Annotated in this window: 9 protein-coding genes; 5 read left to right on the top strand and 4 right to left on the bottom strand. The window is 67.4% G+C overall.

The window, feature by feature from the left end:
* Window positions 1-125 precede the first annotated feature (125 nt).
* Window positions 126-836 (top strand): TetR/AcrR family transcriptional regulator, encoded by a 711-nt coding sequence (locus BP26_RS0116585; RefSeq protein ID WP_084183164.1) that lies wholly within the window; start codon window positions 126-128, stop codon window positions 834-836.
* Here BP26_RS0116585 and BP26_RS0116580 read toward each other — a convergent pair.
* Window positions 800-2,185 (bottom strand): MFS transporter, encoded by a 1,386-nt coding sequence (locus BP26_RS0116580; protein WP_245611826.1) that lies wholly within the window; start codon window positions 2,183-2,185, stop codon window positions 800-802. The two genes, BP26_RS0116585 and BP26_RS0116580, sit on opposite strands and share 37 nt — an antisense overlap.
* Window positions 2,186-2,285: 100 nt before the next feature.
* Here BP26_RS0116580 and BP26_RS0116575 point away from each other — a divergent pair, with 100 nt between their 5' ends.
* The 4 genes from BP26_RS0116575 to chrA all read left to right on the top strand — a co-directional run bounded on the left by BP26_RS0116575 (window position 2,286) and on the right by chrA (window position 7,856).
* On the top strand, window positions 2,286-4,262 hold the full coding sequence (locus BP26_RS0116575) for a glycoside hydrolase family 5 protein (RefSeq protein ID WP_051749074.1): 1,977 nt from the start codon (window positions 2,286-2,288) through the stop codon (window positions 4,260-4,262).
* Entirely contained in the window at window positions 4,255-5,262 is a 1,008-nt protein-coding gene (gene glk / locus BP26_RS0116570; protein ID WP_157572572.1) for a glucokinase, read from the top strand. Before BP26_RS0116575 ends, glk begins: the two co-directional genes overlap by 8 nt.
* A gap of 127 nt (window positions 5,263-5,389) precedes the next feature.
* Window positions 5,390-6,541, top strand: coding sequence for an alpha-hydroxy acid oxidase (locus BP26_RS0116565; protein ID WP_029921686.1), 1,152 nt, complete (start codon window positions 5,390-5,392; stop codon window positions 6,539-6,541).
* A 112-nt stretch (window positions 6,542-6,653) separates the two neighbouring features.
* On the top strand, window positions 6,654-7,856 hold the full coding sequence (chrA, locus tag BP26_RS0116560; RefSeq protein WP_029921685.1) for a chromate efflux transporter: 1,203 nt from the start codon (window positions 6,654-6,656) through the stop codon (window positions 7,854-7,856).
* Between the two features lie 6 nt (window positions 7,857-7,862).
* On the opposite strand, the gene ppc is transcribed toward chrA, so the two are convergent.
* The 3 genes from ppc to fdhF all read right to left on the bottom strand — a co-directional run bounded on the left by ppc (window position 7,863) and on the right by fdhF (window position 13,872).
* Window positions 7,863-10,628: a phosphoenolpyruvate carboxylase gene (gene ppc / locus BP26_RS0116555; RefSeq protein ID WP_029921684.1), complete on the bottom strand. Its 2,766-nt coding sequence runs from the start codon at window positions 10,626-10,628 to the stop codon at window positions 7,863-7,865.
* Between the two features lie 122 nt (window positions 10,629-10,750).
* Window positions 10,751-10,996, bottom strand: coding sequence for a formate dehydrogenase subunit delta (locus BP26_RS0116550; RefSeq protein ID WP_029921683.1), 246 nt, complete (start codon window positions 10,994-10,996; stop codon window positions 10,751-10,753).
* Window positions 10,997-11,013: 17 nt separating this feature from the next.
* Entirely contained in the window at window positions 11,014-13,872 is a 2,859-nt protein-coding gene (fdhF, locus tag BP26_RS0116545) for a formate dehydrogenase subunit alpha (protein WP_029921682.1), read from the bottom strand.
* Window positions 13,873-13,879 lie beyond the last annotated feature (7 nt).

The raw sequence follows: 13,879 nt of genomic DNA, 5'->3' as shown, positions 1-13,879 counted from the left end.
CTTGCGCAATCGAGCCGGATCGAACGGCGCTGCCGTCGCTTCACCGTTCCTGCCGCCCTGCGTCGCCGCTTGTCGATGCTTTGATTAACCATTTGTATAATGAGTTTTATAATAGTCTATCCGGCATGAATGTCAAAAAAACCCGCACGCCGCGCGGCAAGCGCGACAGCACGGATGCCGAGGCCGGCACCGGCGATGCGCAGACCACTCCACCCAACTCCCGCACCTTGCAGAAGGAGGCGACGCGGGCGGCGATCCTGCAATCCGCCCTGCTGATCTTTTCCGAGCGCGGCTTCGACGGCGGCTCCACCCGGGACATTGCAGCGCATGCCGGCGTGCATCACGCCCTGATCAAGTATTACTTCGGCAGCAAGGACACGCTGTGGCGCGCCGCGGTGACTTTCCTGTTCGAACGCCAGGCCGCCGAGATGAGTTTCGATCCGCCGGCCACGGCCGTCACCGCCAAAACACACCTGAGCCGCCGCGATCATGCGCGCGAAATCCTGCGCCAGTACGTGCTGTACTGCGCGCGCCATCCCGAACACGCGCGGCTGATGATGCAGGAGAGCGTGCGCGACAGCGAGCGCCTGCAATGGGCCGCCGATACCTTCATCTCCGGCACGGCTTCGCGGGCCGAGCGCTTCGTGCAGATGCTGCAGCGCGAAGGCATATTGCCGGACGTATCGGTGCCGGCCCTGGTCTACATCATCGTCGGCAGCGCCCAGCTGTTCTACACGCTGGCGCCGGAAGTCCGGCGCGTCTGGGGCATCGACCCCGCCGACGAGGCGGTGACCGCCGCTCACATCGAAGCGCTGCTCGCCGTACTGGTGCGCTGAGCGATCTCCTCGACGATGCGGCGGTGCGCGGCGAGATCCATCGGATACAACGCCACCAGGCCGGCCGAGATCAGGCCGCCGATCAGCGGGAACCAGAACATCATCTGCTTGATGCCTTCCAGGGTTTCGGGCGACTGCGTCGCGTTGGGCGCGTAACCCACGTGCGTCAGCGCCAGGCCGAGGAAACCGGCGCCCAGGCCGAGAGCCGCCTTCTGGCCCAGCGTGGCCAGGCCGAAGACCATGGACTCGGTGCGCACGCCGGTGCGCCATTCGCCATATTCCACCGTGTCGGGCAGCATCGACCAGTAACTCACGATGTAGGCGCCGGTGCTGATCGCCTGCAGGCTCAGGGCGACGAACAGCAGCGGCACCACGCCGTCGCCGAAATGCCAGAGCAGCAGGCCGGCGATGCCGGGGATCGAACCCAGCAGCCAGGCATTGCGCTTGCCGACCCGCCGCGCCACCAGCGCCCATAGCGGCGCGCACAGCGCCGCCAGCAGGGCGACGAAGGCCAGCGCGCCGCCGGCCAGTTCGGCCTTGCCGATGACGTACTTGAAGTAATAGACCAGGTTCTTGCCGAACAGGGTGTTGCAGAAGGAGGAGATGACCACCGAGCCCAGCACCACCAGCAGGGCGCGGTTGGCCAGCACCGAGCGGAGAGCCGCCAGAATCGGCGGCCGCACCACGGACGGTTCCGCCGTCTCGTCGGCGTCATAGCCTTTGGTGGCCCAGGCCACCAGCAGCAGGATCAGGGTGGCGAGCGTGCCGAACACCACCGCCAGCACCACCCAGCCATGGCGCGGCGCCTCCGGAGTCGACAGGGCTTTCACCACCGGCAGGGTCAGGGCCGCCACGGCCACGGCGGACAGGGTGGCGAAGACCATGCGGAAGGCAGTGAGGTTGGTGCGGACCTGGGCGTCGCGGGTGACGCGCGCGAACAGCGAGGCATAGGGAATGGAGATCACCGCATAAATGGTGCGGAAGGCGATATGGGTGGCCGCGGCGAAAACCACCGAGGCCGTATCGCCACCGGCCGGCCCCATGAACATGGCGGCGAACAGCAGGCCCAGCGGGATGCCGCCGAACAGCAGATAAGGACGGTAGCGGCCATAGCGGCTGCGCGTGCGGTCCGCCAGCAGGCCCATCAGCGGGTCGAGCAGCGCATCGACGATCAGCGCCGCCATATAGATGGTGCCCGCGGTGGCGGCCGGCAGGCCGAGCACGTCGGTATAGAAGAACAGCAGGTAGAGCGAAGCCGTCTGCCAATAGAGATTGAAGCCGAAATCGCCGGCGCCCAGGGCGATCTTGCGGCCCAGATTCATATTCGGGCTCATGCCTTTTGCGGTCATCACGAAACACTCCTCCCGGGGTCGGCTGACGTCTTTCGACGATTTTATTCACCGACTGTATAATGAGACTTCAGTGTATCTCAAACGCGACCAAACCAAAATGTCCAAGCTCTGGATCGGGGTGCAGCAGAACCGCTTCGTCGACGGCGCCGGCCGGCACGTCATCCTGCGCGGCCTCAACGTCGGCGGCGATACCAAGGTGCCGTATCCCGACGGCGGCACTCATCATCCCAGCGACTTCTCCGACCATCGCACGGTGAGCTTCGTCGGCCGCCCCTTCCCGCCGGATGAAGCCGACACGCATTTCGGCCGCATCGCCGGCTGGGGCTTCAATGTGATGCGCCTTCTGGTCAACTGGGAAGCGGTGGAACACGCCGGCCCCGGCCTTTACGACCGCGACTTCATCGAGCATATCGGGCAACTGTGCGAGCGCGCCCAGGCCTTCGGCCTGTCCATCTTCATCGATTTCCACCAGGACGTGTGGAGTCGCATGTCGGGCGGCAGCGGCGCCCCCGGCTGGGTGTTCGAGAAGCTGGGATTGGACTTCCGCAAGTTCGATGCCGCCGGCGCGGCGCACGTGATGCAGCACCGCTACGACTATTCCAGCCCGGTGCTGCGGCAGGAAGAGCGCTACCCGATGATGAGTTGGGCGCTGAACTATCTGATGCCGGTCAACGGCATCGTCTGGACCGCATTCTTCGCCGGCGCCACGCTGACGCCGCAATGGCTGATCGACGGCCGTAACGTGCAGGACTACCTGCAGCAGCATTACTTCGGCGCGGTGCGGGCCATGGCGGAGCGTGTGCGCGACCTGCCCAATGTGCTGGGCTTCGACAGCCTCAACGAACCGGGCCAGGGCTGGATCGGCCAGCGCCTGTCGGGGTCACCGCAGGAAGAAAGCACCTTCGGCCCCCCGGCGCTGCGCCAGGCACCGGCGTGGACGCCGCTGGACGGCCTCAAGGTGGCGCGCGGCCTGAGCGTGTCGCTATCGACAGTGACCGGCACGACCCCGGACGGCGAGCCGGTGCGCGCACAGGTGCCGGTGAATCCGGGGCGCGTCTCCATCTGGCTGCCGGGCGTGGCGGATCCGTTCGAGCAGGCCGGCGCCTGGAAGCTGGAGAACGGCGAGGCCGCGGCGCTGGATGAAGACTTCTTCTGCCGCGGCCCGCAGGGCCCGCTGCGCCTGGATCGCGACTGCATGGCGCCGTTCTTCAACGGCGTGGCGCGCACCATCCGCGAGGTGCGGCCGGACTGGCTGCTGTTCGCGGAGATCAATCCGCACTCCATCATCCGCGGCGGCACTTTTCCCGCGGACATGCCCCCGGCCACCGTCAACGCCAGCCATTGGTACGACATGGTACTTTTGTGGAGCAAACGCTTCGACGCCGGCATGACGGACGCGCAAAGAAAGGAACTGAAAGAGCGCTACCGCTTCCAGCTCGGCTATCTGCGCAGTCTCGGCCAACGGCTCAACGGCGGTGCGCCGACGCTGATCGGCGAATTCGGCATTCCCTACGACGTCAACGACGGCGAATCCTTCAAGCGCTGGGCGCAGGGTGAGCGCGGCGCCGGGGTATGGGAGGCGCAGTCGCAGGCGCTGGCGCTGACCTACGAAGTTCTGGACGAATTGCTGCTCTCCTCCACCCAGTGGAACTACACCGCCAGCAACCGCAACGACCTGCGCATCGGCGACGGCTGGAACCAGGAAGACCTGTCGGTATATTCGGACGACCAGCGCTCGGCCGGGGACGGCCTCGACGGCGGCCGCGCGGTGGAGGGCTTTTGCCGGCCCTATGTGCGCTGCACCCAGGGCGTGCTGTCGCTGATGCGCTATGACGCCGCGGTGCACAGCTACACGCTGGAGTTCGCGGCCGATCCGGCCATCGATGCACCGACGGAAATATTCGTACCCGCCGGTCTTGGCGCGATATCGGTCGAGAGTTCCGTCGCCGTGGAGTGGCAGCACGACGCTGGCGCCCAGCGCCTGTCGATACGCGCGACCCAGGCGGGTCCGCTCAAGGTCACTCTGCGCTTCGGCGGCGACGCTGCCGTGCAGAACAGCCGTGGGCATGGCTGAGCCGATGCGGCCGGGCAGCGCCGCCCTCGGGCTGGTGGGCGATATCGGCGGCACCAATGCGCGCTTCGCGCTGGTGGCCCTGGATCAGCCGCTACCGCGGCTGCTGGCACCGGAAAGCCGGCCCACCGCCAAGTACAACGACCTGGCCGAAGCGGCGGAGGCCTATCTGCGGGAGCAGTGGTACCTGGGACGACCGCTGACGGCGAGCATCGCCGTGGCCGGCCCGGTGCGGCACAATGCCGCGCGGCTGACCAACCTCCATTGGTGTATAGAAGGCGGCGCTTTTGCCCGGCGGCTGGGGCTGGCGCACGCCAGCGTGATCAACGATTACACCGCGCTGTCGCTGGCCTTGCCCTGGTTCGCCAGTGCCGATCTGGCATGCATCGGCGGCCCGGCCCTGCGGGTGGACACGGCGACAGAGGATTGCCGGGCGGTGGTAGGGCCGGGTACCGGCCTCGGCGCTGGCATCCTCCACGCCGTCGGTGGATCGATGCGCCCCATCGCCAGCGAGGCGGGGCACGCCAGCTTCGCGCCGCAGGACGAGGAGGAGATCGAGATCTGCCGCGTGCTGCTGCGGCGCTGCGGCCGGGTGTCGAACGAGCGCATCCTCTCCGGTCCCGGCCTGCAATTGCTGTTCGAGACGCTGGGCGAAATTCACGGCGTGGCGCCGGAACCGCGCAGCGCAGCGCAGATCGTGGAGGCGGCCTGCCGCGGTGATCATCCGCTGAGCCTGCGAACGGCGCAGCGCTTTTGCGCCATTCTCGGCGCCTATGCCGGCGACGTGGCGCTGATTGCCGGCGCGCGTACCGGTGTATATCTTGCAGGCGGCATCCTGCCGCGCATGGCGGGCATCCTGGCGCAGGGGCAGTTCCGCGCACGGTTCGAAAACAAGGCGCCGCTGCAGCACCATATGGCGGGCATTCCGACACCGCTGGTCGTGCATCCCTACCCCGGCCTGCTCGGCGCGGCGACACACCTGTGGAACGCCATGCAGGCATGATTGGCTGCATCATGCTTGCGGCGTACCGGCTGATGACTCCGACCACCATCGGCTGAAATACCCGCCGCGCAGAAACAGCGCGGCCTTGCGGCAAGATCGACAACGAACCACGAGGAGCAAGCAGCATATGCCCGTCATCACCTGTAACGAGGATCTGCGCCGCCTGGCGATGCGCCGCGCGCCGCGCGCCATCTTCGACTACGCCGACCGCGGCTCCTACGACGAATCCACCCTCCGCGCCAACCGCGCCGATCTCGATGCCCTGAAACTGCGCCAGCGGGTGATGATCGATGTCGATACGCGTGTGCTGCGCACGCGGCTGGTCGGCGAGGAGGCGGCGATGCCGGTGGCGCTGGGTCCCACCGGACTGACCGGCATCATGCACGCCAACGGCGAGATCCTGGCGGCGCGCGCGGCACAGGCATTCGGCGTGCCCTTCACCCTCAGCACCATGTCGATCTGCTCGATCGAGGCGGTGCGGGCGGCGGTGGAGAAGCCGTTCTGGTTCCAGCTTTACGTGATGCGCGACCGCGGTTTCGCCGCATCCCTGATCGAACGGGCCAAGGCGGCACAGTGCTCCGCGCTGATGCTCACCGCCGACCTGCAGATCCAGGGCCAGCGCCATCGCGACATCAAGAACGGCCTGACCGTGCCGCCGCGCCTGACCCTGGCCAACCTGCTCGACATCGCCACCAAGCCGGCCTGGGCGCTGCGCATGCTGGCCAGCCCGCACAAGAATTTCGGCAACCTCGCAGGCTCGGTGCCCGGCGGCAAGGGTTTGACCACGCTGTCGCAATGGATCGCCGGCCAGTTCGATCCGACGCTGAGCTGGAAGGACGTGGCCTGGGTGCGCGGCCTGTGGCCGGGAAAGCTGATCGTGAAAGGCATCCTCGATGCCGACGATGCGCGCGCGGCGGTCGACAGCGGCGCCGACGCGGTGGTGGTGTCCAACCACGGCGGCCGCCAGCTCGACGGCGCACCGTCTTCGATCTCCGCCCTGCCCGACATCGTCGATGCAGTGGGGCAGCGCACCGAGGTGCTGTTCGACAGCGGCGTGCGCAGCGGCCAGGACGTGCTCAAGGCGATGGCGCTGGGCGCGCGCGGCACCTTCATCGGCAAGGCCTTCCTCTACGGCCTCGGCGCCATGGGACAGGCTGGCGTGCATACCGCGCTGGAACTGATCCACAAGGAGCTGGACGTGAGCATGGCGCTGACGGGTACCCGCAACGTTGCCGACATCGACGGGCGCGTATTGTGGAAGCCAGGTGTCCGGAGCTGAGCGGCGCTATTGAATCTGGCTACAATCGGAGCGCAATGTCCTCCGGATCGACCAGGTTATTCAAAATGCATCGGCAGCGGTCTGGGCGGCCTGCGCGTTCAGAGGCGGCCAGGTGAGCGGCGCTACACCGCGCAGACCGGCAAGCGAGGTTTTCCAGGTGTTCCTGCGTCTGGGGCTGACTTCGTTCGGCGGCCCCATCGCCCACCTGGGCTACTACCACCGCGAGTTCGTCGAACGACGCCGCTGGCTGGACGAATCCCATTACGCCCAGTTGCTCGCCCCCAGCCAGTTCCTGCCGGGACCGTCGAGCACCCAGTTCGGCTTCTGCGTGGGCCTGCTGCGCGCGGGCTGGCGCGGCGCGCTCGCTGCCTTCCTCGCTTTCACCCTTCCCTCGGCCCTGCTGCTGTTCGTCTTTGCCCGCTTCAGCCCGGCTTTCGGCGGCCCCTATGGCGAGGCCCTGCTGCAGGGACTGAAGCTGACCGCCGTGGCGGTGGTGGCGCAAGGCGTGCTGGCGATGGCCCGCACGCTCACCCCGGACCGGCCGCGCATATTGCTGGCCCTGCTCAGCTTGGCGCTGGTCGTGGCGACCGGGAGCGGCTGGTCGCAGCTTGCGGTGATCGCGTTGGGTGCGGCATGCGGCCCGCTGGCCTGCCGTTCCGTCGGTCCGCGCATCGGCGCAGCGCTGCCGCTGGACTACGGGCGCGGGACGGGCGCGGCCTTGCTGGCGCTGTTCGCGGTGTTGCTGCTGGGCTCCTGGCTGATTCCCGCAAATGCGCCTCTGCTGCTGCGGGCCGCGGCGGCGTTCTACAAGACCGGCTCGCTGGTGTTCGGCGGCGGCCACGTGGTGCTGCCCTTGCTGAAGCAGGCGGTGGTGGAGCCGGGACTGCTCGGCGAGAGCGATTTCCTGACCGGCTATGGCGCGGCGCAAGCAATGCCGGGACCGATGTTTTCGGTGGCCGCCTTCCTCGGCGCGCGCCTCGATCACGGGCAGGGTGGTGCACTCGGTGCGGCCGTCAGCCTTGGCGCCATCTTCCTGCCCGGCCTGCTGCTGGTGTCCGGGGTGCTGCCGTTCTGGAACCGGTTGGCAGCGAATGCAGGCGCGGCGCGCTCCATGGCCGGGGTAAACGCCGCCGTGGTCGGGTTGCTGGCCGCGGCGCTGTACGATCCCTTGTGGATCAGCGCGGTGCATGCGCCGGTCGACATCGGCATCGCGCTGACCGGCCTGTTGCTGTTGCTCACCGGCCGGGTGCCGGCACTGGCAGTCGTCGCCTGGTGTGTGGCGGGCCGCCTGTTGGCCACCGCCGCCGGCTGGTGAGCGGGCCTAGCCGCTGTTGCGCAAGCCCGCGGCGATGCCGTTGATGGACAGGTGCGTACCACGGCGGACGCGGTCGTCCTGGTCGCCGTCGCCGCAGCGCCGCAGCAGCTCAACCTGCACATGGTTCAGCGGATCCAGGTAAGGGAAGCGGTTGCGGATCGAGCGCTTGAGCAGCGGATTGGAATCCAGCAGCTCCTGCGTTTCGGTGATCCGCAGCAGCGTGCCGATCGCGCTGTCCCGCTCGGCGGCGATACGTTTGAAGATCCCTCTGCGCAGCGTCTCGTCCTTGACCAGGGCCGCGTACCGCGAGGCGATGGCCATATCGGTCTTGGCCAGCACCATGTCCAGGTTCGACAGCAGGGTGGAGAAGAACGACCACTCGCGGTACATCTCGCGCAGCCTTTGCAGGCCATCCGCCGGATGACTCTTGAGGAAGGCGCTCACTGCGGAGCCGAAGCCGTACCAGCCCGGCAGCATGACGCGGGATTGCGACCAGCTGAAGACCCAGGGGATGGCGCGCAGGTCGGTGATGGCGGTGGACTTCTTGCGCGAGGCGGGGCGCGAGCCGATGTTCAGGTCGGCGATCTGCGCGATCACGGTGGATTCGCGGAAGTACTGCTCGAAGCCTTCGGTCTCGTAGACCAGGCTGCGGTAGGCGCGGAACGCGTGCGCTGAAAGCTCGTCCATGACGGCGAGGTATTCCGCCTTCGGCGCGGCGTCGCGCGGCGCCAGGGCGGTGGCTTCCAGCGTGGCGGCCGCCAGCACTTCCAGGTTCCTGCGGCCCACTTCGGGGTTGCCGTACTTGGCGCTGATCACCTCGCCCTGCTCGGTCAGGCGCAACTGGCCCTGCACCGCCCCGCCCGGCTGCGCCAGGATTGCCTGGTAGCTGGGGCCGCCGCCGCGGCCGACCGAACCGCCGCGGCCGTGGAACAGGCGCAGCCGTAAGCGGTGCCGGCGGAACACTTCGAGCAGGCCGATCTCGGCCTTGTACAGCTCCCAGCCCGAAGTGAGGAAGCCGCCGTCCTTGTTGCTGTCCGAATAACCCAGCATCACCTCCTGCGCGTTGCCGCGCGAAGGCAGCAGGCGGGCATACTCGGGCAGGCTCAGCAGGCGCTCCATCACGCCGCTGCTGTTCTGCAGGTCGGCGATGGTCTCGAACAGGGGGATGATGTTGACGTCCAGCACCTGCTCGCCCGGGCGCAGCAGGCCTGCTTCCTTGGCCAAGAGGGCGGCTTCGAGCAGATCGGAAACGCCATTGGTCTGCGAGATGATGCAGTTGGGCACCGACTCGGGGCCATAGCGCCGGTGCGCCTGGTAAGCGGCCTTGAAGATATCCAGTTCGGAGCGGGTCTCTTCCGAGTAATCGACATAGGGCGAAACCAGGGGCCGCGTGGTGGCCAGTTCCTGGCGCAGCAGGGTGATGCGCGCTTCCTCGTCGAGCTCCGCATAACCGGTGCCGGGCCGGGCCACTTCCATCAATTCGCCGACGACGCGGGCATGCACCTCGGAGTTCTGCCGCAGGTCGATGGGCGCCAGCGAGAAGCCAAAGACGCGCACGGCGCGGCGCAGCTGCCGCAGGCGGCCGCGGGCCAGCGCCATGGCGCCGTTGGCGCAGAGCGAACGATGAATGACATCCAGCTCTTCCGACAGTTCGGCCACCGCGGTGTAGGCCGTCGCCGGCGCCACCGTCTGGCGCGCCGAGCCACGGCGCGGCTCGAAGCCGAGCAGGGCGGCATGAGTGGCCCAGACGCGGGCGTGGATGCCGGTGATGGCACGCCGGTAGGGTTCGTCGCCGCCATGCGAGGACTGGTCCGGCGCGCGTGCGGCCAGTTCGGCCAGGGCCTCGGACGCGGGCGACAGCCGCTGTGCCAGCGACAACTGCGAAGCAAGCGCCTGCAGCTCATCGAGGTAATGGCGCAGCGCCACTTCGGACTGCATCGCCAGCGCCTTTTCCAGCACCGGCGCGGTGACGAAGGGATTGCCGTCGCGGTCGCCGCCGATCCAGCTGCCGACGCGCATGAAGGACGGCAGTTCCACTGCGTCCCAGGCCGGATCGCGTTTCGCGAGCTGGTCTTCCAGGCTGGCGTAGAACTTGGGCAGCTCGCGCAGGAAGGTGTAGTCGTAATAGGTCAGGCCGTTCTCGACCTCGTCGATCACCGACAGCTTGACCAGGCGGCGCATGCGGGTCAGCCACAGCGTCAGCACGGCGCGGCGCAGGGCGTCGGCGTTGGCTTCCTCCTCCTCCGGCGTCAACTGCATGCGGTCGCGCTCGTTGAGCAGGCGGGCGATCACCATCTGGCAGTTGAGGATGCTCTTGCGCTGCACCTCGGTGGGGTGCGCGGTCAGCACCGGGCTGATCAGGGCGCTGTCGAAGAAGGCGCCCAGTTCGGCCCGGCCCAGGCCGGCGTCGTAGGCGCGGTCGATGGCGCAGGCGATGCTGCCTTCGCGCGGCGCGGACTGCGCGATCAGGTGGGCGCGCGAGCGGCGGATGTGGTGCTGGTCCTCGGCGATGTTGGCCAGGTGCGAGAAGTAGCTGAAGGCGCGGACCACCTGGATGGTCTGGTCGTGCGACAGGCCGCGCAGCATCTCCTCCAGCTCGGCGCGCGCCGACTCATCGGCATCGCGATGGAAACGGATGGAGGTCTGCCGGATACGCTCGATCAGCTCGAACGCGGCATCGCCCAGCTGGCCGCGCACCGTGTCGCCGAGGATGCGGCCGAGCAGGCGTATGTCCTCGCGAAGGGGGTCATCCTTGTCCTGGTCCTGGCTCATGTCGGTCCTGGTTGCCGAAATACGGGAACAGCCAGCAAGAAACCGGCCGGGACCGGGAGGATAACTTGACTGCTCCCGCGCAGCCATCGGCAAGCAGGCGGACCGCGATCACCCTCACGCCGTCAGGCAGCGACGGGTTGCGCCCTGGAGCGGGCCTGCACCGCGAGGCGCAGCAGCGCCGCCCGCGGCAGTTCGTCGATGCCGTCGCCGAGCTGCGGCAGGTGCTCGGTCAGCTGTTCGCGCATGCGCGGCGTCCAGAATTTTCCGATGTGGTCGGCAATGCCGGCCACCGCCGCGGCAGGCTCCTCGGCGCCCACGAAAAAAGCACCGATATCGTTCGCCATCTCCGCCAGCCGTTCGACGTTCATCTGGTTCCCTTACTGTGTTATTTGGCGATGGCCGCTTCGCTGCCGCTGCCGGCGAGCAGTTCCTGCTGGCGTTCGCTGAAGGTGCGGTAGCGCTTCTGCCATTCCGAGGGCTGGCTGACCCGCACCGCCTGCACCGCGGTGACCTTGAACTCCGGGCAATTGGTGGCCCAGTCGGAGTTGTCGGTGGTGATGACGTTGGCGCCGGACTCGGGGAAGTGGAAGGTGGTGTAGACCACGCCCGGCTGCACCCGATCGGTAACGCGCGCGCGCAGCACCGTTTCACCGGCGCGGCTCTGTACGCCGACCCAGTCGCCTTCCTGGATGCCGCGCTCTTCGGCATCGTGCGGATGCAGTTCCAGGCGGTCTTCGTCATGCCAGGCGACATTGGCGGTACGGCGGGTCTGCGCGCCGACGTTGTACTGCGACAGGATGCGGCCGGTGGTGAGGATCAGCGGGTACTTGGCGTTGACCTTCTCGCGCGTGGCCACGTACTCGGTGATGAGGAAGCGGCCCTTGCCGCGCACGAATTCCTCGACGTGCATGATCGGCGTACCCTGCGGCGCTTCCGCGTTGCACGGCCACTGGATGCTGCCCAGCTGGTCCAGGCGCTCGTAGCTGACGCCGGTGAAGGTGGGCGTGAGGCTGGCGATCTCGTCCATGATCTCGGACGGATGCCTGTAGTTCATCGGATAGCCCAGCGCATTGGACAGCAGTTGGGTCGTTTCCCAGTCGGCATAGATCGCCTTGGGGCGCATCACCTGACGCACGCGCGAGATGCGGCGCTCGGCGTTGGTGAAAGTGCCGTCCTTCTCCATGAAGGAGGAGCCGGGCAGGAAGACATGGGCGAACTTGGCGGTCTCGTTGAGGAACAGGTCCTGCACCACGATGCATTCCATCGCGCTCAGGGCGGCGGTGACGTGCTGGGTGTCGGGATCGGACTGGGCGATGTCCTCGCCTTCCAGGTACAGGCCCTTGAATTCGCCGTCCAGAGCCGCCTCGAACATGTTGGGAATGCGCAGGCCCGGTTCGGCGTTGAGCGGGACGTTCCAGGCCTGTTCGAACTGGCCGCGGGCCTCGCCGTCGGAAACATGGCGGTAGCCGGGCAGCTCATGCGGGAAGGAGCCCATGTCGCAGGCGCCTTGCACATTGTTCTGGCCGCGCAGCGGATTCACACCGACGCCGTCGCGGCCGATGTTGCCGGTGGCCATGGCCAGATTGGCGATGCCCATCACCATGGTCGAGCCCTGGCTGTGCTCGGTGACACCCAGGCCGTAGTAGATGGCGGCGTTGCCGCCGGTGGCGTACAGCCGCGCGGCCGCGCGCACCTCGGCGGCGGGGACGCCGGTCACGGCTTCCATTTCCTCCGGCGAGTTGCGCGCCTCGGAGACGAAGGTCCTCCAGCGATCGAAGCTGTCCTTCTCGCAGCGCTCGGCGGCGAAAGCCTCGTTGACCAGGCCCTCGCTCACCACCACGTGGGCCAGGCTATTGACCAGCGCGACATTGGTGCCGGGGCGCAGCTTGAGATGGTGGTCGGCCTGGATGTGCGGCGAACGCACCAGGTCGATGCGGCGCGGGTCGGCGACGATCAGCTTCGCCCCCTGGCGCAGGCGCCGCTTCATCTGCGAGCCGAACACCGGGTGGCCATCGGTGGGATTGGCGCCGATGACGAGGATCACGTCGGCCTGCATCACCGAGTCGAAGGTCTGCGTGCCGGCGGACTCGCCCAGGGTCTGCTTCAGGCCGTAGCCGGTGGGTGAATGGCAGACACGGGCGCAGGTATCCACGTTGTTGTTGCCGAAAGCGGCGCGCACCAGCTTCTGCACCAGGTAGGTTTCCTCGTTGGTGCAGCGCGAGGAGGTGATGCCGCCGACGGCACCCTTGCCGTATTTCTGTTGGATGCGCTTGAATTCGGACGCCGCGTGGGCAATCGCCTCTTCCCAGCTGACGATGCGCCAGGAATCCGTGATCTTGGCGCGGATCATCGGCGTGGTGATGCGGTCGGAATGCGTGGCGTAGCCGATGGCAAAACGGCCCTTGACGCAGGAATGCCCGTGGTTGGCGTGGCCGTCCTGGTTCGGCACCATGCGCACCACTTCCTCACCCTTCATCTCGGCGCGGAACGAGCAGCCGACACCGCAATAGGCGCAGGTGGTGGTGACGCTGTGCTCGGCCTGGCCTTTCTCGATCAGGGTTTTTTCCGACAGCGTCGCCGTCGGGCAGGCCTGCACGCATGCGCCGCAGGAGACGCACTCGGAATCGAGGAATGAATCGTCCTGGCTGGCGGCGATCTTTGAATCGAAGCCGCGGCCCTGCACGGTCAGGGCCAGCGTGCCCTGCACTTCATCGCAGGCGCGCACGCAGCGCGAGCAGACGATACACTTGCTGGCGTCGAAGGTGAAATAGGGATTGCTCTCATCCTTCTCGGCCTTGAGGTGGTTCTCACCCTCGTAGCCGTAGCGCACTTCGCGCAAGCCGACCACGCCGGCCATGTCCTGCAATTCGCAGTGGCCGTTGGCGGGGCAGGTCAGGCAATCGAGCGGATGGTCCGAGATGTACAGCTCCATCACGCCGCGGCGCACGTCGGCCAGCTTCTGGTTCTGCGTCGTCACCTTCATGCCGTCGGCGACGAGGGTGGTGCAGGAGGCCGGCAGGCCGCGCATGCCTTCGATCTGCACCAGGCACAGGCGGCAGGAGCCGAAGGCCTCGAGCTGCTCGGTGGCGCAGAGCTTGGGAATCTTAAGGTCGGCAAGCGCGGCGGCGCGCATCACCGAGGTACCCTCGGGCACGCTGACCTGGCGCCCGTCGATGGTCAGGGTGACCAGCTTCTCTTCCGGGCGCCCCGGGGTGCCGTAATCCTTTTCGACGATCGACAGCATGACGGCA

The sequence above is a fragment of the Nevskia soli DSM 19509 genome, assembly GCF_000711955.1.
Lineage (GTDB): Bacteria > Pseudomonadota > Gammaproteobacteria > Nevskiales > Nevskiaceae > Nevskia > Nevskia soli.
Note: the sequence above shows the minus strand (reverse complement) of the source record. Positions and strands in the feature narration are given on the sequence as shown.

Coding starts and splice junctions, on each gene's coding strand:
- BP26_RS0116565 (WP_029921686.1), top strand. CDS start 5,390: ATGCCCGTCATCACCTGTAACGAGGATCTGCGCCGCCTGGCGATGCGC.
- ppc (WP_029921684.1), bottom strand. CDS start 10,628: ATGAGCCAGGACCAGGACAAGGATGACCCCCTTCGCGAGGACATACGC.
- BP26_RS0116575 (WP_051749074.1), top strand. CDS start 2,286: ATGTCCAAGCTCTGGATCGGGGTGCAGCAGAACCGCTTCGTCGACGGC.
- BP26_RS0116580 (WP_245611826.1), bottom strand. CDS start 2,185: ATGACCGCAAAAGGCATGAGCCCGAATATGAATCTGGGCCGCAAGATC.
- BP26_RS0116550 (WP_029921683.1), bottom strand. CDS start 10,996: ATGAACGTCGAACGGCTGGCGGAGATGGCGAACGATATCGGTGCTTTT.
- fdhF (WP_029921682.1), bottom strand. CDS start 13,872: ATGCTGTCGATCGTCGAAAAGGATTACGGCACCCCGGGGCGCCCGGAA.
- BP26_RS0116585 (WP_084183164.1), top strand. CDS start 126: ATGAATGTCAAAAAAACCCGCACGCCGCGCGGCAAGCGCGACAGCACG.
- glk (WP_157572572.1), top strand. CDS start 4,255: ATGGCTGAGCCGATGCGGCCGGGCAGCGCCGCCCTCGGGCTGGTGGGC.